Here is a 20,532-nt window from a genome sequence, read left to right as displayed (position 1 = left end):
TCGCGGGTCTTCGGCGGGTGCACGATGCCGGCGTTCAGCAGCAGGCCGTCGAGTCCGCGGCGGCCACGGGCTGTCGCCGCAGCGGCGCGCACCGAGCCGAGGTTGCTCGTGTCCAGCAGCAGCGTCTCGACGGTGGCGGGCGTGGCATCCGTCACCTGACGCAGCACCGCCGCGCGGGCGGCCGCGAGCCGGTTGGGATTGCGGCCGGTCATGACCACGTGCGCGCCGGCGCCGGCCAGCTGCAGCGCGGCGAAGAACCCCAGCCCCTTGTTGGAGCCGGTGATCAGGTAGCGGCGGCCCTCCAGGTCGGGGAGGTGCTCGGGGTCCCAGTCATCGCGTCGCGGCACCCTTCCGACATTAGAGCCACCCGCGTGGTTAGGCTGACCCCATGCGGACCCGCGCCGACATCGACTGCTGGCTGACCGACATGGACGGCGTTCTCGTGCACGAGAGCCGTCCGATTCCGGGAGCCGCCGAACTGCTGGCGCAGTGGCGCGACACCGGCATCCCGTTCCTCGTGCTGACGAACAACCCCATTTTCACGCCGCGCGACCTGAGCGCCCGGCTGCGGGCCTCGGGACTGGACGTGCCCGAGGAGAGCATCTGGACCTCGGCGCTGGCGACGGCGGAGTTCCTCCGCTCGCAGCTGCCCGGCGGCACCGCCTACGTCATCGGCGAGGCGGGGCTCACCACGGCCCTGCATGAGGCCGGCTACATCATGACCGAGACGCAGCCGGACTACGTCGTGGTCGGCGAGACCCGTCAGTACTCGTTCGAGGCGATCACCCGGGCGATCCGGTTCATCAACAACGGCGCCCGGTTCATCGTCACGAACCCCGACGCGACGGGCCCGACGCCGTACGGTGTCGTCCCCGCCACCGGCGCGTTCGCGGCGCTCATCACCAAGGCCACCGGGCGGGAGCCCTACGTGGTCGGCAAGCCGAACCCGATGATGTTCCGCTCGGCGCTCAACCGCATCGGCGCGCACTCCGAGTCCACCGGCATGATCGGCGACCGCATGGACACCGACGTCGTCGCCGCGATCGAGGCGGGCCTGCACTCGGTGCTCGTGCTCACCGGCATCAGCGACCGCAGCGAGATCGAGCGCTACCCGTTCCGCCCCGACGAGATCCTCGATTCCGTCGCCGATCTCCTCGCCCCCGGTCCGATCGAGACCGAGCTGCCCGAGGTGCTGTGATGGGGGCGTTCGACGAGGCCGAAGTGCTGCGGGCGGCGGATGCCGCCACCTGGCGCGCCTGGCTGGAACGCCACCACGCGTCGTCGCGGGGGGTGTGGCTGCTGCGCCCGCGGGCGGGGGTCGTGCTCGAGCTCGTGGGCTACGGCGACGCCGTGCGTCAGGCGCTGTGCTTCGGCTGGATCGACGGCACGGTGAAGCCCTATGACGCCGAGACGATCGGGCAGTGGTACGCGCCCCGGCGGCCCGGCAGCGGCTGGGCGGCGACCAACAAGGCGCGCGTGGCCGAGCTCGAGGCGTCGGGCGAGATGGCCGAACCCGGGCGTCGGGTCATCGCCGCGGCGAAGGCCAGCGGGGCGTGGGAGATGCTCGACGGTGCGGAATCGGGCACCGAGCCGCCGGAGCTGACCGCTGCGCTCGACGCGGTGCCGGTGGCCCGGGCGAACTGGGATGCCTTCCCGCCGTCGGCGCGCAAGATGGGACTGACTGCGGTGGCGATGGCCAAGCGCACCGAGACGAAGGCGGCGCGCATCGCGAAGATCGTGGCCGACGCAGCGGAAGGAAGACGCCCCTGAACGAGTTCGAACAGACCCTGCTGCTGGTGTCGGCGGCGGCTATGACCGCGACGACGCTCGTGGTCGTCATCGTGCAGTACGTCCGCGGCCGAGGTCGGGAGGACTGACATGGCCGTCGCACTGGCGTTGTCGGGGCTCGTCGTGCTGCTGGTGGCGCTCGTGCTCTTCGTGCGGTCGTCGCGCCAGGCATCCGCCGCCGGAGCGACGACCAACCGCCGCTCGCTCGTCCTGCTGACGTTCCTCGGGCTGCTGCTCGCCCTGGCCTCGCAGCTGCCGGTGTTCCAGGGGTAGCCCGCGGCATCCGGGTTCCCCTGTCGCGTTCTGTCGCTTCGCGGCCGTCGAAGCGGCAATACGAGACAGGTGAGCGTCGGCGGGCCGCGACGCGCGGGCCGCCGCTACTGCGGCTGCAGACCCAGGTCGTCGAGGTCGATCGCGGCGAGCCACTGCAGGCCCGCTGCCTCCACGGCATCCTGCGCGCCGGTCTTGCGGTCGACGATCACGGCGACCGCGACGGGCTCCGCACCCTCGCGGCGGAGGGCCTCGACGGCCTTGAGCGCGGACTGCCCCGTCGTGGAGGTGTCCTCGACCACGACGACGCGCTTGCCGACGACGTCGGCGCCCTCGACCTGGCGGCCGCGGCCGTGGTCCTTCGGCTCCTTGCGCACGACGAAGGCGTCGAGCGGGGTGCCGGCGTGCACCGACTCGTGCATGATCGCGTTGGCGATCGGGTCGGCGCCGAGGGTCAGTCCGCCCACGGCGACGATCCCGTCGACGTCGCGCACGAGGTCGAGCATGATGCGTCCGATCGCGGGAGCGGCGCGGTGGTCGAGCGTGAGCTTGCGCATGTCGACGTAGTAGGTGGCCTTCTTGCCCGACGACAGCGTGAAGTCGCCGTGGAAGACGGCCTCGTCCTTGATCAGCGCGATGAGCGCCTGGCGGTCGGCTTCGAGAGCGGGCGTGGAGGCGACGGTCATGGCTTTGAGTCTACGGATGCCGCAGGAGGCATCCGTTCCCGCCGAAGGGACCGGTTTTGCACGTCGGGCCGCCCGGCCGGCCCGCGTGACGGGCCATATAGTCGGGATCGACAGTCCCGACACGGCGGCACTCTCGAGATCCGCCTCGACCACAGGAGCCGCAATGACGCGCATGGGGATCGTCGCCGAACGGGATGCCGAAACGCGGGTGGCGGCGACCCCCGGGACGGTGGCGAAGCTGATCGCGCTCGGGTACGAACTGGTCGTCGAGACGGGAGCGGGTGCCGCGTCGTCGTTTCCGGATGCCGCCTACCGTGAGGCCGGCGCCCAGATCGTCGACCGCGACGAGGCGTGGGCGGCCGAGATCGTGCTCAAGGTCAACCCCCCGACACCCGATGAAGTCGCCCTGCTGGCCGACGGGGCGACCCTCATCGGGCTTCTCGCCCCGGCGCTGCGCCCCGACGTGCGCGAGTCGCTGCAGACGCGCGGCATCACCGCGCTCGCCCTCGACGCCGTGCCGCGCATCTCCCGCGCGCAGTCGATGGACGTGCTCAGCTCCATGGCCAACATCTCCGGCTATCGCGCCGTCGTCGAAGCGGCGCACGAGTTCGGCCGCTTCTTCACCGGCCAGGTGACGGCGGCAGGCAAGGTGCCCCCGGCCACGGTGCTGATCGCCGGGGCCGGGGTCGCCGGGCTGGCGGCCATCGGCGCGGCATCGTCTCTGGGCGCGGTCGTGCGCGCGACCGACCCGCGGCCCGAGGTCGCCGATCAGGTGCGCTCCATCGGCGGCGAGTACCTGCCGGTGGTCGTGGACGAGACGATGGACTCGTCCGACGGCTACGCGAAGGCGACGAGCGAGGCCTACGACCGTGCCGCCGCGGCGCTGTACTCGGCACAGGCTCGCGAGGTCGACATCGTCATCACGACCGCGCTGATCCCGGGGCGAGCGGCGCCGCGCCTGCTCACCGCCGCGGACGTCGCGAGCATGAAGCCCGGCAGCGTCATCGTCGACATGGCCGCCGCCCAGGGCGGCAACGTCGAGGGATCCGTCGACGGTGAGCGCGTCGTCACCGACAACGGCGTGGTCATCCTGGGCTACTCCGACCTGGCATCCCGCCTGCCCGCCCAGGCGTCGCAGCTCTACGGCACGAACCTCGCGAACCTGGTGAAGCTGCTGACCCCCGGCAAGGATGGGCGACTGGTCCTCGACTTCGACGACGTCGTGCAGCGCTCGATCACGGTGGTGCAGGACGGCGAGTCGATGTGGCCACCGCCGCCGGTGCAGGTGTCGGCGGCGCCTGCCGCGGCATCCGTGCCGCCGCCCGACGCCGGGCCCGCGAAGCCGAAGCGCACCCTCTCGCCCGCGGGCCGCTCCGGACTGATCGCCCTCGGCATCGCCGCCCTCTTCGCGGTGTCGGCGATCGCCCCGGCACCGCTGCCGCAGCACCTGACCGTGCTGGTGCTCTCGGTCATCGTCGGGTTCTACGTGATCGGCAAGGTGCACCACGCGCTGCACACCCCGCTGATGAGCGTGACCAACGCGATCTCGGGCATCATCATCGTCGGCGCGATGCTGCAGGTGACCACCCCCGACCCGCCGGTGCAGATCCTGGCCGCGGTCGCGGTGCTGCTGGCATCGGTCAACATCTTCGGCGGGTTCGCCGTCACCCGGCGCATGCTCGCCATGTTCTCGAAGGGCGACCGATGACCGCCGCCTCCGTGGCCACCGCCGCCTACATCGTCGCGGCGCTGCTGTTCGTGCTGAGCCTGCGCGGGCTCAGCACCCACGAGACCGCCCGGTCGGGCGTCGGGTACGGCATCGCCGGCATGGCCATCGCCCTCGCGGCGACGGCCTGGGTGTCGGTGCAGAACGCGTGGGGCGACCCGCAGGCGACGTTCGGGCTGGTGCTCTTGGCCGCGGCCGTGCTGATCGGGGCGGCGGTGGGCCTGTGGCGGGCGCGCGTGGTCGAGATGACCGGCATGCCCGAGCTCATCGCGCTGCTGCACAGCTTCGTGGGTCTGGCCGCAGTGCTGGTGGGCTGGAACGGCGCGCTGCACGACCCCGGGCTGTCGGGGGCGCTGCGCGACATCCACCACGCCGAGGTGTTCATCGGCGTCTTCATCGGCGGCGTGACCTTCACCGGCTCGATCGTGGCGTTCCTGAAACTGTCGGCGCGCATGTCGTCGCGGCCGCTCATGCTGCCGGGCAAGAACGCGCTCAACGTGGGGGCGCTGGTCGCCTTCGTCGCGCTGACCGTCTGGTACGTCGTCACGCCGTCGCTCTGGCTGCTCGTGGCCGTCACGGTGCTGGCGCTCGCGCTGGGGTGGCACCTCGTGGCATCCATCGGTGGGGGCGACATGCCCGTCGTCGTGTCGATGCTCAACAGCTACTCGGGCTGGGCGGCCGCGGCGGCGGGGTTCCTGCTGAACAACGACCTGCTGATCGTCACCGGTGCCCTCGTCGGGTCGTCGGGTGCGTACCTGTCGTACATCATGTGCAAGGCGATGAACCGGTCGTTCCTATCGGTGATCGCCGGCGGGTTCGGCATCGAGGCGCCGCCCGCGGGTGACGTCGACCACGGCGAGTATCGCGAGGTGGATGCCGCGACCGTGGCGGACATGCTGCGCGAGGCGTCGTCGGTCGTGATCACCCCGGGGTACGGCATGGCCGTCGCGCAGGCGCAGTATCCGGTGGCCGACCTCGCCCGTCGGCTGCGCGAGCGGGGCGTGGACGTGCGGTTCGGCATCCACCCGGTCGCCGGGCGCCTGCCCGGGCACATGAACGTGCTGCTGGCCGAGGCGAAGGTGCCGTACGACATCGTGCTGGAGATGGACGAGATCAACGACGACTTCGCCTCGACGTCGGTGGTGCTGGTGATCGGTGCGAACGACACGGTGAATCCGGCCGCGGCGGAGGATCCGACCTCGCCGATCGCCGGGATGCCGGTGCTGCGGGTGTGGGAGGCCGAGAACGTGATCGTGTTCAAGCGGTCGATGGCCGCCGGGTACGCCGGCGTGCAGAACCCGCTGTTCTATCGCGAGAACACCCAGATGCTGTTCGGCGACGCGAAGGAGCGTGTCGAGGACATCCTCCGCGCTGCCGAGTGAGTATTGGGCGTGCCGAGTGAGTATTCGCGCTGCCGAGTGAGTATTCGGCCCGCCCCTACGCCTCGTCGCGCCAGGAGTGCTGCGGCTCGTAGCCCAGCAGCCGACGCGCCTTCTCCGTCGAGAACAGGCTCGCGTGCGGCGGAAGCTCCCCGCGCACCGGAACGTCCGGAAAGACCTCGGCGACGAGTTCCGCGGCCGGCCGCGACATGACGGTGTCCGCCGCCGCGATGAGGAAGCGGTCGAACCCGGCGGGCGCCACCTCGAGCGCGCGGAGCACCGCCTGGGCGCCGTCGCGCGCGTCGATGTAGGACCAGAGGTTCCACTTGCGCAGCGTGGCATCCGCGTCGAACGACGGGAACGCCGCGTAGTCCTCCGGGTCCATGACGTTGGAGAAGCGCAGCGCAGTGATCGACAGCGTCGGATGCCAGCGCACGAGCTCGATCGCCAGCTGCTCCTCGAGGTGCTTGACGAGCGAGTACACCGACTCCGGCCGGGCGGGATAGTCCTCGTCGACCGGGATGTACGGCGGCGGCACGTCGAACGGCAGCCCCTGCACCGTCTCGCTCGAGGCGTAGACGATCTTCTCGATGCCGAGGCGCACCGCGGCCCAGAACACGTTGAAGGTCGCGGCGATGTTGTTGTGGAAGGTCGCGACGTCGCTGACGATGCCGGGCGCCGGGATCGCCGCGAGGTGGACGAGCGCGTCCACGCCATCGTGCTGATCATTCACGCCGGCGATGGCGTCGATCACCTGGCCGAAGTCCGTGAGGTCGACCCGAACGAAGCCCGGCCCGCGTTCCCCGACCATGTCGAGGCCGATCACGGTGTGGCCGGCATCCCGGAGGACGCGGACGACAGTACGACCCAGTTTTCCGGATGCTCCGGTGACGGCGATGCGCATGTGATCACCCTGCCACGCCTCCTGTGCGTATGGGCCGAATACTCACTCGGCGGCGCGAATACTCACTCGGCGGCGAAAGTAGGCTGGGAGGCATGCGGCTTGCCACTTGGAACGTCAACTCCATCCGCGCGCGCGTCGTGCGCACCGTCGACTTCGCGGTCCGCGAGGGCATCGATGTGCTCGCCATGCAGGAGATCAAGTGCAAGCCCGAGCAGTTCCCCTATGAGGCCTTCGAGGATGCCGGCTACCACGTCGTCGCCCACGGGCTGAACCAATGGAACGGCGTCGCGATCGCCAGCCGGGAGCCGATCGAAGACGTGCAGACGTCCTTCCCCGGCATGCCTGGCTTCGCCAAGGGCCACGAGGGCCCCGACGCGCCGCTCGAAGCACGCGCCCTCGGCGCCACGATCGGCGGCATCCGTGTCTGGAGCCTCTACGTGCCCAACGGCCGCTCCCTCGACGACCCGCACTACGTCTACAAGCTCGACTGGCTCGGCGCCCTCGCCCAGCACGCCCGCGAGAGCCTCACGGAGAACCCCGACCTCGCACTCGCCATGGTCGGCGACTTCAACATCGCCCCGACGGATGCCGACAACGGCGACCCCGCCGTCGTCGAGGGCATCTCGACCCACGTCTCCGCGCCGGAGCGCGCCGCCTTCCGGGCCGTCGAGGATGCCGGGATGGTCGACGTCGTCCGCCCGCTGGTGCCGACCGGGTTCACCTACTGGGACTACAAGCAGCTGCGCTTCCCCCGCAACCAGGGCATGCGCATCGACTTCATCCTCGGCTCGCACGCCTTCGCCGACCGGGTCACCGGCGCATCGATCCACCGCGACGAGCGCAAGGGCGAGATCCCGAGCGACCACGTCCCCGTCGTCGTGGACCTCGACCTCACGTCGCCCGACGAGGACGACGATCGGCCGATGATCTTCGGCTGACGGCGCGAATACTCACTCGGCGGCGCGAATCAGCCCATGTCGGCGGTGGTCACCGCCGGGCCGGGGCCGTAACGCAGCAGCAGAGCGCCGGCGGGACCCGCGATCGGGGGCTCCAGCAGCGTGAGTCCGAACGCCGGCCCGTCCGGCGGGAACAGCCGCTTGCCCGGTCCGAGCACCAGCGGGTACACCCACAGGTTCAGCACGTCGAAGAGCCCCGCTTGCACCAGACCGCGGGCGAACTCGATGCTGCCGACGACGTGCACCTCCGCGTGCCGCTCGCGCAGCGCGGCGATCTCGGCCGCCAGATCCGCCCCGAGCCGGTGGGAGTTCACCCAGGGCAGCGGGGGTGTCCCCCGCGACGCGACATACTTCGGGATCGCGGTGAAACGCTCGGCGATCTCGGCCGCGGGGCCCTCGTACTGCGGCCAGTACGCGGCGAAGATGTCGTAGGTGCGCCGGCCGAGAAGCAGGGCGTCCATCCGACGGATGCCGGCCATCACGCGTTGCCCTACCGCGCTGTCGTCGACCGGCGCCTGCCAGCCCCCGTAGGCGAAACCGCCGTCCGGGTCCTCCGCGCGGCTTCCGGGTGACTGCGCGACGCCGTCGAGACTGCTGAACAGATCGATGTGGATGAGGCCCGCCATCGGGACTCCTCTCGGTCAGGCCGCCGCAGCTGCGGGGGCGATGTGGAAGGTCGTCGCGAAGCGGCCCAGCAGCGCCGCGTCGCCGCGCGACACGCGCACGATGCCCCGCGCGAGCGCATCGGCGGGAGCGAGCTCCCCGGAGATGATGCCCCGGATCCCCGGACCCGCGACGATCACGGCATCCGCCTCATGCCCCCCGGCATCGGCACGCTGCTCCGCAGCAGAACCCGCGCCGTCGGCGCCCCCCGCCACCCCGGCGTCCAGCCGCCGCACCGCGAGCGCGATGCCGTCGACCCGCGCACGCAGGCCCACATCTCCGACGTGCAGGTCGTATCCGGTCGCGGGCAGGGCTGCGGCGGCATCCGGACGGAACGCGGTCCGCAGCGCCATGGTCAGGGAGTCGGCCGTGACGACGTCGTCGGGTTCCGGCTCGCCCATCGCGACGAAGCCCCAGCGCCCGAGCGCCAGCACGATGGGCTCGAGCTCGCGGCCGTACGGGGTGAGTTCGTACACGAGCCCCCGGTGCGACAGCGGAACCCGGCGCACCACCCCGGCATCCTGCAGCTCCTTCAAACGTCTCGCGAGGATGTTCGTCGGAATGCGCGGCAGACCGGCCTTGAGGTCGTTGTACCGGCGCGGACCCACCAGCAGGTCGCGGACGATCAGCAGCGCCCACCGCTCGCCGATCAGCTCGACGGCGGTGGTGACACCGCAGTACTGGCCGTAGCTTCGGGCGGCCACCTACGACTGCGCCTGATCGGCGAACGCGCCCGGGCCCTGCTCCGTGGCGACGGGGTCCATGTAGAAGAAGCTCAGCACGTTGCCGTCGGGGTCCTCCAGGTCCCGCGAGTACATGAACCCGAGGTCCTCCGGCTCGCGGGGCTCGGTGCCTCCGGCCGCCAGGCCCGTAGCCAACACGGCATCCACGTCCTCGTTCGAGGCCCGGGCGAGCGCCACCATCACCTGCGCCGTAGCGGCCGGATCGGCGACCGGCTTGTCGGTGAAGGTCGCGAAGAACTCCCGGGTCAGCATCATGAAGTAGACGCCATCCCCCCAGGCGACGCACGCGGCGTTCTCGTCCGTGAACAGCGGATTGATCGTCGCTCCCAGCGCGGTGTAGAAGGCCTTGCAGCGGTCGAGGTCGGCCGTGGGCAGATTGACGAAGATGTCGGTCATGGCGTGCTCCCTTGCAGGCCGCCGCGAGGGGCGGATGCCGGTAGCTTGCTAAAAGCAAGTGCCCTTGTCAAGAGCTCGCGTCGCGGGCGCGAATACTCACTCGGCAGCGCGAATACTCACTCGGGGCGCGAATACTCACTCGGCGACGATTCCGTCGCACGGGGGATGCCGCGCCGCCGCGTCCCCCGTACGTTGGAAGGATGAGCGCGACCCTGCCCGCCGCCCCGACCCGCCGGCATCCGCCGACACCAGCCGACCTGCGCACCGACGTGTGGCTCGCCGTCGGCCTGCTCGTCGGTGCCGTGATCAGCTCGTGGCTCGGACAGGTCGCGGGGTTCTTCGGCGACGAGACCCCGGGGCTCGGCTGGGCGCTGGCGTACTCGGCGGCTGTGACGCTGCCGCTGGCGCTGCGCCGCCGCCACCCCGAGATCGTGCTGATCGTCGTCGCGATCGCCTTCTTCGCCGGGGCGACCTTCCACATCCCCGACCTCTACGTCGGCCAGGTCGCCCTGTTCGTGGCGATGTACACCGTCGGCGCCTGGGTCGACGACCGCCGTCGGGCCACCCTCGTGCGGGTGGTCGTCGTGGTCGCCATGTTCGTCTGGCTGCTGGTCACGATGTTCCAGACGGCCACCGATCCCCCCGGCGACGGCCCGTCGACCGCCGGCGCCTTCTCGCCGATGGCGGCGTACATGGTGATCCAGTTCGTGATCAACGTCTTCTATTTCGGCGGCGCCTACTACCTGGGCGACCGCGCGTACGCGACGGCGCTGGCGTGGACGGCCCTCGAGGAGCGCACCGCCGAACTCGAGCGCGAGCGAGAGCTCACCGCCGCCCAGGCCGTCGCCCTCGACCGGGTGCGCATCGCCCGCGAGCTGCACGACGTCGTCGCCCACCACGTGTCGGCGATGGGCGTGCAGGCCGGCGCCGCGCGGATGGTGCTCGAACGCGACCCCGCGGCCGCGCGCACCGCGCTCGGCGGCGTCGAGGCATCCGCCCGTTCGGCGCTGGAGGAACTGCGCCAGCTGCTCGAGACGCTCCGCACCCCGGATGCCGCCGCCGCACCGGCCGACTCGACCGTGCGGTTGTCGGCGCTCGCCGACCTCGTCGCGCACGCCAACGACAATGGCCTGCCCACCACCTTCACCGTCGTCGGCGAGCCCGCCGACCCGTCGGAACTCGTGCAGGTGAATCTTTACCGCATCGCGCAGGAGGCGCTCACGAACGCCCGGCGCCATGCCGGCCCGGGCGCGAGTGCCGACGTGCGGCTGCGCTACGACGCGGATGCCGTCGAGCTCGAGATCACCAACACCGGGCGCGTGCGCGCCGACCGCCCGGGGCTGGGACTCGTGGGCATGCGGGAGCGGGCCGCGGCCTCGGGCGGCACGCTCGAAGCCGGGCCCCGCCCGCGCGGCGGCTTCATCGTGCGGGCACGGATCCCGCTGCGAGCGGCGGTGCCCGCGTGAGCGGCGCGGCGTCCCGGGTGCTGCTCGTCGACGACCACGCCGTGATGCGCGCGGGCTTCCGGATGATCCTGGATGCCGCAGGGATCGACGTCGTCGGCGAGGCGGCGACCGGGGTCGAGGCGGTGGCCGCGGCATCCACCCTTCTGCCGGACGTCATCTGCATGGACGTGCAGATGCCCGACATGGACGGGATCGAGGCCACGCGGCGCATCGTGGCCGACCCCGCGGTCTCCGCGGCCGTCGTGATCGTGACCACCTTCGACCGCGACGACTACCTGTTCCAGGCGCTCGCGGCGGGAGCCAGCGGGTTCCTGCTGAAGAACGCCGGGCCGGAGGAGCTCGTGACTGCGGTGCGCGTCGCCGCCGCCGGTGACGCGCTGCTGGCGCCCGAAGTGACACGGCGCGTGATCGAGCGCTTCACCGCGGGGGGCGCGGCACCGGCGACCGTCCACGCCGATGGCACCGATCAGGCGATCGTGCAGCCGGCCGCCGCACCTGCGGCATCCGGGGTGCACGTCGACCTCACCGAGCGCGAGGCCGAAGTACTGCGGCTGCTGGCGCGCGCGCAGAGCAACGCCGAGATCGCGCAGCAGCTGTACATCGGCGAGGCGACGGTGAAGACCCACGTCTCGAACGTGCTGCAGAAGCTCGGCGCCCGCGACCGCGTCGCGGCGGTGGTCTACGCGCACACGCACGGGCTCGTCTGAGCCGCGGCGCCCGCAGCGGGCGCCCGCGCACGCCGAAGCCCCGGCCCGCATCCGAGGCGGGGCCGGGGCTTCGAGAGCGGTGTCAGACGCCCGCGGGCACCGGCGCGTAGCGCTCGATGAGGGCCATGAACGCCTGCAGGTACGCGGTGAGGAAAGCCGCCGTTTCGTCGCTGGTGACCTCACCGCTGTCGGTGAAGAGGCCGGGCACGGACTGGACGTAGCCCTCCGGCTGGCCGAGCGTGGGCGCGTTGAAGTGGCTGAGGATCGCTTTCAGGTGCTGCTGCGCGGCGGCGGTGGCGATGCCGCCGCCCGAGGTGCCGATGACGGCGGTGGGCTTGCCGTCGAACGAGCCCTGCCCATACGGACGGGCCGCCCAGTCCAGCGCGTTCTTCAGTACGCCGGGGATCGAACGGCTGTACTCGGGGGTCACGATGATCACGCCGTCGACGCGATCGATGGCGTCCTTGAACTCGCGCGCCGCCTGCGGCATGTCGTTCTCGATGTCGACGGAGTAAAACGGCAGGTCGGCGATAGGGATCTCCACGAGCGTGGCCCCCTCCGGCGCCAGTCGCTCCAGGGCCGTGGCCAGGCGGCGGTTGATCGACGTGGACGAGATGCTGCCGACGATGTAGCCGATGGTGCGCTCGGTCATGAGAGATGTCTCCTCAGTGTTCTCGGTGGCCGCCGGATGTCCGCGACCCTGACCCAGGCCAACAGGGGCCACACCGGGTCTATTCCGATGCATACATTCCCCACGGGTCGGGCCACTTCCTCCCCCGCAGGGGGGAGGCCGCCGCCCGCGTGCTCGGCGCGGAACCCACCCAGGGGAGGAGGCGGCCGATCGGACCGCGGCGTAGCGTCGAGGTATCGACTGAGGAGGAGCTTCATGCTCGAACTGACCGGGATCACCAAGAGCTACGGCGGCCGCCGCGTGCTCGACGACGTCGGGTTCACCGTCACCCCCGGGCGCCTGACCGGCTTCGTCGGCGGCAACGGCGCCGGCAAGACCACGACCATGCGCATCATCCTGGGCGTGCTGGCGAAAGATGCCGGCACCGTCACCCTCGACGGCACCCCCGTCACTGCGGCCGACCGCCGCCGCTTCGGCTACATGCCCGAGGAACGCGGCCTGTACCCGAAGATGAAGGTGCTCGAGCACATCGTCTACCTCGCCCGCCTGCACGGCTTCTCGAAGGCGGATGCCACGACCCGCGCGACCGCCCTGCTCGAAGAGCTGGGCCTCGGCGAGCGCCTGAGCGACAACGTCCAGACGCTGTCGCTCGGCAACCAGCAGCGCGCGCAGATCGCCGCCGCCCTCGTACACGACCCGCAGGTGCTGATCCTCGACGAGCCGTTCTCGGGCCTGGACCCCCTCGCGGTCGACGTCGTCGCCGGCGTGCTGCAGGCCCGCGCCGCCCAGGGCGCCGCGGTGCTGTTCTCCTCGCACCAGCTCGACGTGGTCGAGCGGCTGTGCGACGACCTCGTGATCATCGCCGGCGGCACGATCCGCGCCGCGGGCTCTCGCGACGACCTGCGCGCCGCGCACTCCACCCGCCGGTTCGAGCTGGTCTCCGCCGGCGACGCGGGATGGCTGCGCGACGAGCCCGGCATCACGGTGCTGGAGTTCGACGGCGGTTACGCCCTCTTCGACGCCGATTCCGACGACACCGTACAGACGGTGCTGCGCCGCGCTGTCGCCGCCGGCGACGTCGCGAGCTTCGCCCCCAGGCATCCGTCCCTCGCCCAGATCTTCAAGGAGGTCATCCAGTGAACACCGCCCCCTCCTTCGCCCAGAGCACCTGGCTCGTCGCCGAGCGCGAGATCGGCTCGAAGCTGCGCAGCAAGGCGTTTGTCATCTCCACCGGCATCCTGTTCGTCATCGCCCTCGCCGGCGTGCTGTGGGGCGGGTTCACCGCTCAGCAGGACATGCGGACTCCCGTGGCCGTGACCGGTCAGACCGCGCAGATCGTCGCTCCACTGGACGGCATGCTCGACATCACCGAGGTGGGTTCGGCCGAAGAGGCCCGCGAGCTCGTGCGCGACGGCGAAGTCGATGCGGCCCTCATCCCGGGCGGCGAGGGCGGATTCGACTTCACGGTCGTCGGTGACGACGCCGTGCCGTCCACGCTGATGTCGGCCCTGAGCGTGTCGCCGCCGGTGGAGCTGCTGCAGACGGAGTCCGACGACGCCGACGGCCTGATGCGCTACATCATCTCGCTCCTCTTCGGCGCGGTGTTCCTCATGGCCGCGACCACCTTCGGCTCGACCATCTCGCAGAGCGTGGTGGAGGAGAAGGCGACACGCGTCGTGGAGCTGCTGATCTCGGCCGTCCCCACGCGGGCGCTGCTGGCGGGCAAGGTGATCGGCAACACGGTGCTCGCGATGGGGCAGATCATCGGCCTGGCCGCCGTCGCCGTGGTGGGTCTCACCGTCACCGGTCAGGCGGAGCTGCTGTCTGGGCTCGGCGCACCGCTGGTGTGGTTCGCGGTGTTCTTCCTCTTCGGCTTCGTCCTGCTGGCATCGCTGTTCGCCGCCGCTGCCGCGATGGTCTCCCGCCAGGAGGACATCGGCTCGACCACCACGCCGCTGACCCTGCTCGTCATGGTGCCGTACTTCCTGGCGATCTTCTTCAACGACAACCCCACCGTCATGACGATCATGTCGTACGTGCCGTTCTCAGCCCCGGTCGGCATGCCGGTGCGCATCTTCTTCGGCGATGCGCAGTGGTGGGAGCCCCTCCTGTCGCTGGTGATCCTGCTCGCCACCTGCGTCGGCGCGATCTGGGTGGGCGCGAAGATCTACGAGAACTCGATCCTGCGGATGGGCGCCCGCGTGCACCTCAAGGAGGCGCTGAAGGGCTGACGCCCTCGGCCCTCACGCTCCTTGATCGAGTGGATGCCGCGATCTCGGCCGACCGGCCGGGTCGCGGCATCCGTCGTGTCAGGCGTCCTCGAGCACGCTCAGCACGTTGCCGGCGGAATCGCGGAACCAGGCGATCGGCGGGCCGCCGTTGCCCCGGGAGATGCCCCGCTCGTCGGTGCCGAGGTCGGGATCGGTGTAGATCTTCGTCTCGACCCCGCGGGCGCGGAGGTCATCGACCGCGGCATCCACGTCGTCGACGACGAAATTCAGCACCGTGAAATCGGCCGGCCGGTGGGCCTGCTTCGGGTAGGCGATGGCGCGCGCACCTCCGGCGAGGTTCAGCTGCACGATCCCCATGTCGGTGATCTCCGCGTCGAGACCGAGCGTGTCGCGGTAGAAGGTCAACGCCGCGTCGACGTCGTCGACCGAGAAGCTGCTGAAGGTAGGCGCGTCGGCGAGCATGGGTCCCCCTGTCGGTGATGCCGACAGCATGCGCCCGATCGGGTGGGATGTCGAGGGCGTCAGCGCTCGACGAGCACTCCGTCGGGGTCGGCCCAGACGTGCTTTCCGGTGGCGAAGACGATGCCGGCGATCGTCACGTGCACGTCGATCTCACCGACGCCGACCTTGGCGCTGGTGCGCGGGTTCGATCCGAGGGCCTTGATGCCGATGGGGAGTGCTGCCAGCGCCTCGCGGTCGCGCACTGCGCCGTGCACGATGAGGCCGGCCCAGCCGTTCTCGACAGCGGATGCCGCGATGCGGTCGCCCACGAGGGCCGACTCGAGGGAACCCGCTCCGTCGATCACGAGCACGGCGCCGTCGCCGGGGGTCGCGAGCGTCTGCTTCACGAGGGCGTTGTCGCGGTGGCAGCGGATGGTGCGCACCGGGCCGTCGAAGGCGGTGTGGCCGCCGAAGTCGTGGAATTGGAGGGCGACGGAGTCGAGCTCGTCGCCGCGCTGGTCGTAGAGGTCTGCGGTCGCGATGGTCATGCCCGTCACCGTAGCGCCCTCCCGGCGCCCGCCGAGGGAGTATTCGCGGTGTCGAGTGAGTATTCGCGATGTCGAGTGAGTACTCGCGGTGTCGAGTGAGTACTCGCGGCATCGGCCGCCGTGAGCCCGTCGGGACGGGTTCCACGGGCGATTATCGTTGGAGGGAGAGGGCCGACGGCGTCCCCGAAGTCCCCCTACCTCTGGAACCATCACATGACCCACACGCTCGACCGCACCACCGACGCCCCCATCCTCGACGTCCTCTCCGCCCGCCGCAGCACGCGCGTCTTCGACGCCGAGGCATCCATCGACGAAGCCGCCCTCGCCAGTGCCCTCGAAGCCGCACGCTGGGCGCCGTCGGCCAACAACTCCCAGCCCTGGCGTTTCATCGTCGCGCGACGGGGCACCCCCGAGCACGCTGCGATCCTCGACACGCTGATGGGCTTCAACCAGGCATGGGCCGGTGCGGCATCCGCACTGGTCGTCTTCGCCGCGGTCACGAGCCACGAGGGGACGCCCCTCGCCTGGGCCGCCTACGACACCGGCCAGGCGGCCGCGCACTTCACGGTGCAGGCGCACGCCGCCGGCCTGCACACCCACCAGATGGGCGGATTCGACCGCGACGCACTCGCGACCGCATTCGAGCTCGCCCCGGAACTCTCCCCCGTGACCGTCATGGCCGTCGGCGCGCTCGGCGACATCGCGTCGGCCCCCGAGGCGCTGCGCGAGCGCGAGAACGCTCCGCGCGTGCGGCTGCCGCTGACGGACCTGCTCGCCGCCGACGCCTGAGCGCGGAGCACGAGGGGCCGGGGCGCGCGCCTCGGCCCCTCGTGGCATCCGCGCTCCGCCGAATCCAGCCATCGCGGCTTGTCTCCGCGGCTTCCGATCGTCGTGAGCGTAGGAGATGACGCGAAGGGAGGAGAGCCCCGGCCCAGCCCCTCTTACGCTCGCCGCTTCGCCTGCACCCGCGCCACCCCGGGCGCCGACGACGTCCACGAAGTCTCGAACCGCGCGCACGCCACGCGAGCGTCGCGGAGGCCCCTCTCACTCGGCACCAGGAATACTCACTCGGCACCAGGAATACTCACTCGGTAGCCGGACGCACACTGTAGACGGCGAGCCGCGGGCGCACCAGTGCGCGCATGCCGGGCGCGCGGCTGGTTATCGTGAACCATGGCCACCAGCGTCTTGTCGATCGGAACCGCGGTCCCGCCGACACGGCTGGCGCAGCAAGACGTGCGCGACCTGTTCATCGCCCAGCCCGGCGCCAGCCGGCTCACGCAGCGTCTCATCGGCGCCGCCTTCGACGCCTCCGGCATCGAAAGCCGCCACACGGTGCTGGCCGAGTTCTCGGGCGAAGTCCCCGAGACGCCCTCCGGCATCCCGGTGATCGACGAATCCGGGCGCATCCTGTCCCCGTCCACGGGGGCACGCAACGCCGAGTACATCCGGCAGGCGCCGCCCCTGTTCGCCGCAGCGGCGGATGCCGCGATCCGCGGCGCCGGCATCGCCCCCGACCAGGTCACCCACGTCGTGACCGTCTCGTGCACCGGCATGTTCGCCCCGGGGCCGGATTACCGCCTGGTGCGAGACCTCGGCCTGCCGGTGACGGTCGAGCGGTACCACCTCGGTTTCGTCGGCTGCGCGGCTGCCCTTCCCGGGCTGCGCACGGCGGCCCGCATCTGCGCCGGAGACCCTGACGCCGTCGTGCTGGTCGTGTGCGCCGAGCTGTGCACGCTGCACTTCCGCGTCTCGGAGGACCCCCAGCAGATCGTGTCGTCGTCGGTGTTCGCCGACGGAGCCGCCGCCGCGATCGTCAGCGCGGATCCGTCGCTGCGGGGCGCGCAGTGGCTGGAGCTCGAGAGGTTCGCGACCGCGGTGACCGACGACGGCGAACACGACATGGCCTGGACCGTCGGCGACGAGGGCTTCGAGATGGTCCTGTCCGCGGAGGTCCCCCGCATCATCGGCCGCGAGATCCGCGGCGCCGTCGCCCGGTTCCTCGGCGACGACGACGTGGACGCCTGGGCCGTGCATCCCGGGGGCCGCAGCGTGCTGGACCGCGTCGAGTCGGGCCTGGAGCTGCCGGCATCCACCCTGGAGGTGTCGCGGCGCATCCTGCGCGACTACGGCAACATGTCCAGCGCCACGATCCTGTTCATCCTGCGCGAGTTCCTCAACGGCACCGGCGACGGCACCACCCCCGATGCCCGACGCATCGCGACCCTCGCCTTCGGCCCCGGGCTCACCGTCGAGTCGGCGCTCGTCACGCGCCGCACGGCAGAAGCCCCGGACACCCCGGAAACCCCGTGACCCTGCGCGAGCGCGACACGGCACTGCGGGAGCTCATGGACGACCCGCACTGCGATCCGCGGCGATTGGATGCCACGCTCCGCCGTTTCGGCACCGTCAACCGGCTCATCTCGGGCTGGGGAGGCATCTACCGCACGCACCTGCGCCCGCACCTGACAGGGCTCGGTCGCCCCGCACGCGTGCTGGATCTCGGCTGCGGCGGCGGCGACCTCGTCGGGCGGCTGGCGGGGCTCGCCCGGCGCGACGGCCTGCAGGTGCAGTGGCTGGGGGTCGACCCCGACCTCCGCGCGCACGCTGTGGCCCGCACGAGGGAGCGCGACGACGTGCGGTTCCGCAGCACCGACTCGACGGCGTTGCGCGCCGAGGGCGAGCGGTTCGACGCGGTCGTCTCCAACCACGTGCTGCACCACTTGACCCCGGAGGAGCTGTCCGGGTTCGCGGCGGACTCGCTGGCGCTCTCGACCGGGCCGGTCCTGCACGCCGACATCGCCCGCGGACGCCTGGCGTACGGTCTCTACGCCGTGGGGATCGCCCCGTTCGCCCCGGGCACGTTCCTCCACACCGACGGGCTGCGGTCGATCCGCCGCAGCTACCGGGCCGATGAGCTGCAGCTCGCGCTCTCGGTGACGGGGGACGCCGGGGGCGGTGCGGCGGGCGGTGTGGGCGCGGCCGTGGGCGGCGCAGCTCACGACCCGGCGGCCGCGCACCTCTGGCACGTCGACAGCCCGGCCCCGTTCCGCCTGCTCGCCCGCGGGTCCGGTCATGCCTGACGTGATCATCGTGGGGGCGGGCCCGGTCGGCACGTTCCTCGCCGCCGAGCTCGCCCGGCACGGGGTCGAGGCGGCGCTGTGGGATCGGCGCACGGCGACGGGCGGCGGAACGCGGGCGATCGGTCTGCACGCCCCGGTGCTCACCGCCCTCGAAGCCGGTGGTGCGACCGACCGCATCCTCCAGCGGGCGGTGAAGGTGGGTCGCGGCGAAGCCCGGAGCGGGGGGACCCTGCTCGGTGTCGTGCGATTCGACCGGCTGGCGCAGCGGCATCCGTACGTCGCGACGCTCCCCCAGCCCGAGACCGAGGCGGCCCTGGCGGTCGGCGCTCCGGCGCCGGTGCGCGGCATGGCGGTCAGCGGCATCCAGGTCGAGGGTGGACGTCTGCGCGTGCGGGCGACGCACGACGACAGCACGCTCGAGACGACGGCGCCGCTCGTGGTCGTCGCCGGCGGAGCGGGCGCCCGGGGACTGGTGTTCCGACCCGGCATGCCGCGCGGCGGGGAGTACCCGGACCGCTATCTCATGTCGGATGCCGCCGTTCCCCCTCGCGACGACGCCGCCGTGGCGGTCGTGCACCTCGATGAACGCGGGGTGCTCGAGTCGTTCCCGCTGCCCGACGGCCGGCGCCGGTTCGTCGCATGGGACATCGGGGGCGCTGGCGGCAGCAGCGTGGACGACCATGACGACGACGCCCGCCTCGCGCGGCTGCGTGCGGCGCTGACCGCCCGCGGCGAGCTTGAGGGGGCCGCGGCGATCACGGCGGCCGCATCGTTCCGCGTCCGGCGTGTGGTGGCGCCCCGACTGCGCCGCGGTCGGCTGTTCGCGATCGGCGACACCGCTCACGAGGTGAGCCCCATCGGCGGGCAGGGCATGAACCTCGGCCTCTTGGATGCCGCGGGCCTCGCGCCGCTGCTCGCGCGCTGGGTGCGCGAGGGTGCGGCACCGGAATCCGAGCTCGCCGCGTGGGAGCGCGACCGGGTGCGTTCGGCGCGGCGCGCGGCGCTGCTGGCGTCCGCGAACACGGGGCTCGGGCGACCTGTCGGGCCGGCGGTGCACGCCGTCCGGTCGCGGGCGATGCGCGTCGCCCTCGCGGCGGGAGGAACGCTGTTCGCCCGCGCGTACGCCATGGGGTTCGACGCCGCCGGCTGACCCGGCCCGGACACCCGGGCCCGCGATTACTCACTCGCCGGCGCGAATACTCACTCGGCGGCTCAGGGGACGAGGAAGGTGGGCGAACCGACCAGCTGCACCGCGAGGAGCAGGGCGGCGGCCATCACCAGGCGGAATACCGTGCGGTCGGGCGGACGCACGACCACGCGCGCGACCGTCGCGAGGGCGAGCACGGCGACCGCGCCGAAGAGGATCCACGCCGGCGGGCCGAGCGCGCCGGCATCCGCCGCCCCCCACAGCACCGCAGCGGCACCGGCGAGCACCGCGAGGCCCGCGAGCGCCGCAGCCGGGCGCGCGCCCATGCGGTGGGCGAGCCCGCGCACACCGGTGCGCCGGTCATCGTCGAGGTCGGGCAGCACGTTGGTGAGGTGCACGGCAGCGCCGAGCGCGCCTCCGGCGACCCATGCCCACCAGGCGGCGAGCGCGGGCGGCTGGGCGGAGAGGGTCGCGAGCGACGGGAAGATGCCGAAACTCACCACGAAGGGGACGATCGACACCGGCGTCGCCTTGAGGCCGGCGTTGTACGACCAGGCCGACGCGAGCGCGATGGCATGGGCGGCGAGCATGCCGACGCCGAGCAACGCCGAGAGCACCAGCGCCACCACGAGCGCCACGATCGCGGCGGTCCAGGCGGTGCGGGCTGAGACGTCGCCCCGCACGAGCGGCTTGTCGGTGCGCCCCACCTCGCGGTCACGGTCGCGGTCGATCGCGTCGTTCGAGATACCCACCGACAGCTGTCCGCA

At 71.7% G+C, this 20,532-nt stretch carries 24 protein-coding genes; 14 read left to right on the top strand and 10 right to left on the bottom strand.

Translation table 11 applies throughout. The annotated features are described in order from the left end of the window. A partial coding sequence (locus NQ160_RS05575; RefSeq protein WP_257514242.1) for an SDR family NAD(P)-dependent oxidoreductase occupies positions 1-347 on the bottom strand: 347 nt, incomplete at its 3' end. 41 nt (positions 348-388) lie between these two features. Between NQ160_RS05575 and NQ160_RS05570 the strand changes: the two genes are divergently transcribed. The 3 genes from NQ160_RS05570 (at position 389) to NQ160_RS05560 (ending at position 2,061) form a co-directional block, all read left to right on the top strand. Then, positions 389-1,198 carry an HAD-IIA family hydrolase gene (locus NQ160_RS05570; protein ID WP_257514241.1) on the top strand — a complete coding sequence of 270 codons (810 nt, stop codon included), beginning with the start codon at positions 389-391 and terminating at the stop codon, positions 1,196-1,198. Continuing rightward, entirely contained in the window at positions 1,198-1,770 is a 573-nt protein-coding gene (locus NQ160_RS05565) for a YdeI/OmpD-associated family protein (RefSeq protein WP_257514240.1), read from the top strand. The genes NQ160_RS05570 and NQ160_RS05565 overlap by 1 nt, the downstream gene beginning before the upstream one ends. A 108-nt stretch (positions 1,771-1,878) precedes the next feature. Then, positions 1,879-2,061 (top strand): hypothetical protein, encoded by a 183-nt coding sequence (locus NQ160_RS05560; RefSeq protein ID WP_257514239.1) that lies wholly within the window; start codon positions 1,879-1,881, stop codon positions 2,059-2,061. Positions 2,062-2,165: 104 nt separating this feature from the next. Here the strand turns inward: NQ160_RS05560 and pyrE are convergent, their stop codons facing one another. Further along, positions 2,166-2,744 carry an orotate phosphoribosyltransferase gene (gene pyrE / locus NQ160_RS05555; protein ID WP_257514238.1) on the bottom strand — a complete coding sequence of 193 codons (579 nt, stop codon included), beginning with the start codon at positions 2,742-2,744 and terminating at the stop codon, positions 2,166-2,168. A gap of 163 nt (positions 2,745-2,907) precedes the next feature. On the opposite strand from pyrE, the gene NQ160_RS05550 reads away from it, so the two are divergent. Continuing rightward, positions 2,908-4,452 (top strand): Re/Si-specific NAD(P)(+) transhydrogenase subunit alpha, encoded by a 1,545-nt coding sequence (locus NQ160_RS05550; RefSeq protein WP_257514237.1) that lies wholly within the window; start codon positions 2,908-2,910, stop codon positions 4,450-4,452. After that, positions 4,449-5,852 (top strand): Re/Si-specific NAD(P)(+) transhydrogenase subunit beta, encoded by a 1,404-nt coding sequence (gene pntB / locus NQ160_RS05545; RefSeq protein WP_257514236.1) that lies wholly within the window; start codon positions 4,449-4,451, stop codon positions 5,850-5,852. Before NQ160_RS05550 ends, pntB begins: the two co-directional genes overlap by 4 nt. Before the next feature lie 55 nt (positions 5,853-5,907). Here the strand turns inward: pntB and NQ160_RS05540 are convergent, their stop codons facing one another. After that, positions 5,908-6,753, bottom strand: coding sequence for an NAD-dependent epimerase/dehydratase family protein (locus tag NQ160_RS05540; protein ID WP_257514235.1), 846 nt, complete (start codon positions 6,751-6,753; stop codon positions 5,908-5,910). Positions 6,754-6,845: 92 nt separating this feature from the next. Here NQ160_RS05540 and NQ160_RS05535 point away from each other — a divergent pair, with 92 nt between their 5' ends. Then, positions 6,846-7,691: an exodeoxyribonuclease III gene (locus NQ160_RS05535; protein WP_257514234.1), complete on the top strand. Its 846-nt coding sequence runs from the start codon at positions 6,846-6,848 to the stop codon at positions 7,689-7,691. Positions 7,692-7,720: 29 nt separating this feature from the next. Here the strand turns inward: NQ160_RS05535 and NQ160_RS05530 are convergent, their stop codons facing one another. The 3 genes from NQ160_RS05530 to NQ160_RS05520 are packed head-to-tail and all read right to left on the bottom strand — an operon-like array spanning position 7,721 to position 9,511. Continuing rightward, on the bottom strand, positions 7,721-8,335 hold the full coding sequence (locus tag NQ160_RS05530) for a dihydrofolate reductase family protein (protein WP_257514233.1): 615 nt from the start codon (positions 8,333-8,335) through the stop codon (positions 7,721-7,723). Positions 8,336-8,350: 15 nt separating this feature from the next. Further along, a complete protein-coding gene (locus NQ160_RS05525) occupies positions 8,351-9,076 on the bottom strand; it encodes a winged helix-turn-helix transcriptional regulator (RefSeq protein WP_257514232.1) in 726 nt (241 codons plus the stop codon). After that, positions 9,077-9,511 carry a VOC family protein gene (locus NQ160_RS05520; protein WP_257513994.1) on the bottom strand — a complete coding sequence of 145 codons (435 nt, stop codon included), beginning with the start codon at positions 9,509-9,511 and terminating at the stop codon, positions 9,077-9,079. A gap of 200 nt (positions 9,512-9,711) precedes the next feature. Between NQ160_RS05520 and NQ160_RS05515 the strand changes: the two genes are divergently transcribed. After that, positions 9,712-10,977, top strand: coding sequence for a sensor histidine kinase (locus tag NQ160_RS05515; RefSeq protein WP_257514231.1), 1,266 nt, complete (start codon positions 9,712-9,714; stop codon positions 10,975-10,977). 44 nt (positions 10,978-11,021) lie between these two features. Beyond that, a complete protein-coding gene (locus tag NQ160_RS05510; protein ID WP_374113631.1) occupies positions 11,022-11,684 on the top strand; it encodes a response regulator in 663 nt (220 codons plus the stop codon). Positions 11,685-11,766: 82 nt separating this feature from the next. On the opposite strand, the gene NQ160_RS05505 is transcribed toward NQ160_RS05510, so the two are convergent. Further along, positions 11,767-12,336 carry an NADPH-dependent FMN reductase gene (locus tag NQ160_RS05505; RefSeq protein WP_257514229.1) on the bottom strand — a complete coding sequence of 190 codons (570 nt, stop codon included), beginning with the start codon at positions 12,334-12,336 and terminating at the stop codon, positions 11,767-11,769. A 234-nt stretch (positions 12,337-12,570) separates the two neighbouring features. Between NQ160_RS05505 and NQ160_RS05500 the strand changes: the two genes are divergently transcribed. Beyond that, positions 12,571-13,455 carry an ABC transporter ATP-binding protein gene (locus NQ160_RS05500; protein WP_257514228.1) on the top strand — a complete coding sequence of 295 codons (885 nt, stop codon included), beginning with the start codon at positions 12,571-12,573 and terminating at the stop codon, positions 13,453-13,455. Continuing rightward, the gene (locus tag NQ160_RS05495) at positions 13,452-14,546 is read left to right on the top strand and encodes an ABC transporter permease (protein ID WP_257514227.1); all 1,095 of its coding nucleotides are present in this window, start codon (positions 13,452-13,454) and stop codon (positions 14,544-14,546) included. The genes NQ160_RS05500 and NQ160_RS05495 overlap by 4 nt, the downstream gene beginning before the upstream one ends. Positions 14,547-14,624: 78 nt before the next feature. On the opposite strand, the gene NQ160_RS05490 is transcribed toward NQ160_RS05495, so the two are convergent. Then, entirely contained in the window at positions 14,625-15,008 is a 384-nt protein-coding gene (locus NQ160_RS05490; RefSeq protein ID WP_374113630.1) for a VOC family protein, read from the bottom strand. A gap of 59 nt (positions 15,009-15,067) precedes the next feature. Further along, entirely contained in the window at positions 15,068-15,535 is a 468-nt protein-coding gene (gene rraA / locus NQ160_RS05485) for a ribonuclease E activity regulator RraA (RefSeq protein WP_257514225.1), read from the bottom strand. A 213-nt stretch (positions 15,536-15,748) separates the two neighbouring features. Here rraA and NQ160_RS05480 point away from each other — a divergent pair, with 213 nt between their 5' ends. The 4 genes from NQ160_RS05480 (at position 15,749) to NQ160_RS05465 (ending at position 19,768) form a co-directional block, all read left to right on the top strand. Continuing rightward, positions 15,749-16,324, top strand: a complete 576-nt coding sequence (locus NQ160_RS05480) for a nitroreductase family protein (protein ID WP_257514224.1) — start codon at positions 15,749-15,751, stop codon at positions 16,322-16,324. A gap of 384 nt (positions 16,325-16,708) precedes the next feature. Further along, entirely contained in the window at positions 16,709-17,848 is a 1,140-nt protein-coding gene (locus NQ160_RS05475; protein ID WP_257514223.1) for a type III polyketide synthase, read from the top strand. After that, positions 17,845-18,618: a methyltransferase domain-containing protein gene (locus tag NQ160_RS05470; protein WP_257514222.1), complete on the top strand. Its 774-nt coding sequence runs from the start codon at positions 17,845-17,847 to the stop codon at positions 18,616-18,618. The genes NQ160_RS05475 and NQ160_RS05470 overlap by 4 nt, the downstream gene beginning before the upstream one ends. Next, positions 18,611-19,768, top strand: coding sequence for an FAD-dependent oxidoreductase (locus NQ160_RS05465; RefSeq protein WP_257514221.1), 1,158 nt, complete (start codon positions 18,611-18,613; stop codon positions 19,766-19,768). The genes NQ160_RS05470 and NQ160_RS05465 overlap by 8 nt, the downstream gene beginning before the upstream one ends. Before the next feature lie 62 nt (positions 19,769-19,830). Here NQ160_RS05465 and NQ160_RS05460 read toward each other — a convergent pair. Beyond that, the coding region (locus NQ160_RS05460) for a UbiA family prenyltransferase (protein WP_257514220.1) at positions 19,831-20,532 on the bottom strand (702 nt) is incomplete at its 5' end.

The organism is Microbacterium sp. zg.Y909 (assembly GCF_024626565.1).
Note: the sequence above shows the minus strand (reverse complement) of the source record. Positions and strands in the feature narration are given on the sequence as shown.

What these genes read in the sequence shown, in the direction of transcription:
- NQ160_RS05570 (WP_257514241.1), top strand. Translation starts at nt 389, where the DNA reads ATGCGGACCCGCGCCGACATCGACTGCTGGCTGACCGACATGGACGGC.
- NQ160_RS05565 (WP_257514240.1), top strand. Translation starts at nt 1,198, where the DNA reads ATGGGGGCGTTCGACGAGGCCGAAGTGCTGCGGGCGGCGGATGCCGCC.
- NQ160_RS05560 (WP_257514239.1), top strand. Translation starts at nt 1,879, where the DNA reads ATGGCCGTCGCACTGGCGTTGTCGGGGCTCGTCGTGCTGCTGGTGGCG.
- pyrE (WP_257514238.1), bottom strand. Translation starts at nt 2,744, where the DNA reads ATGACCGTCGCCTCCACGCCCGCTCTCGAAGCCGACCGCCAGGCGCTC.
- NQ160_RS05550 (WP_257514237.1), top strand. Translation starts at nt 2,908, where the DNA reads ATGACGCGCATGGGGATCGTCGCCGAACGGGATGCCGAAACGCGGGTG.
- pntB (WP_257514236.1), top strand. Translation starts at nt 4,449, where the DNA reads ATGACCGCCGCCTCCGTGGCCACCGCCGCCTACATCGTCGCGGCGCTG.
- NQ160_RS05540 (WP_257514235.1), bottom strand. Translation starts at nt 6,753, where the DNA reads ATGCGCATCGCCGTCACCGGAGCATCCGGAAAACTGGGTCGTACTGTC.
- NQ160_RS05535 (WP_257514234.1), top strand. Translation starts at nt 6,846, where the DNA reads ATGCGGCTTGCCACTTGGAACGTCAACTCCATCCGCGCGCGCGTCGTG.
- NQ160_RS05530 (WP_257514233.1), bottom strand. Translation starts at nt 8,335, where the DNA reads ATGGCGGGCCTCATCCACATCGATCTGTTCAGCAGTCTCGACGGCGTC.
- NQ160_RS05520 (WP_257513994.1), bottom strand. Translation starts at nt 9,511, where the DNA reads ATGACCGACATCTTCGTCAATCTGCCCACGGCCGACCTCGACCGCTGC.
- NQ160_RS05515 (WP_257514231.1), top strand. Translation starts at nt 9,712, where the DNA reads ATGAGCGCGACCCTGCCCGCCGCCCCGACCCGCCGGCATCCGCCGACA.
- NQ160_RS05510 (WP_374113631.1), top strand. Translation starts at nt 11,022, where the DNA reads ATGCGCGCGGGCTTCCGGATGATCCTGGATGCCGCAGGGATCGACGTC.
- NQ160_RS05505 (WP_257514229.1), bottom strand. Translation starts at nt 12,336, where the DNA reads ATGACCGAGCGCACCATCGGCTACATCGTCGGCAGCATCTCGTCCACG.
- NQ160_RS05500 (WP_257514228.1), top strand. Translation starts at nt 12,571, where the DNA reads ATGCTCGAACTGACCGGGATCACCAAGAGCTACGGCGGCCGCCGCGTG.
- NQ160_RS05490 (WP_374113630.1), bottom strand. Translation starts at nt 15,008, where the DNA reads ATGCTCGCCGACGCGCCTACCTTCAGCAGCTTCTCGGTCGACGACGTC.
- rraA (WP_257514225.1), bottom strand. Translation starts at nt 15,535, where the DNA reads ATGACCATCGCGACCGCAGACCTCTACGACCAGCGCGGCGACGAGCTC.
- NQ160_RS05480 (WP_257514224.1), top strand. Translation starts at nt 15,749, where the DNA reads ATGACCCACACGCTCGACCGCACCACCGACGCCCCCATCCTCGACGTC.
- NQ160_RS05475 (WP_257514223.1), top strand. Translation starts at nt 16,709, where the DNA reads ATGGCCACCAGCGTCTTGTCGATCGGAACCGCGGTCCCGCCGACACGG.
- NQ160_RS05465 (WP_257514221.1), top strand. Translation starts at nt 18,611, where the DNA reads ATGCCTGACGTGATCATCGTGGGGGCGGGCCCGGTCGGCACGTTCCTC.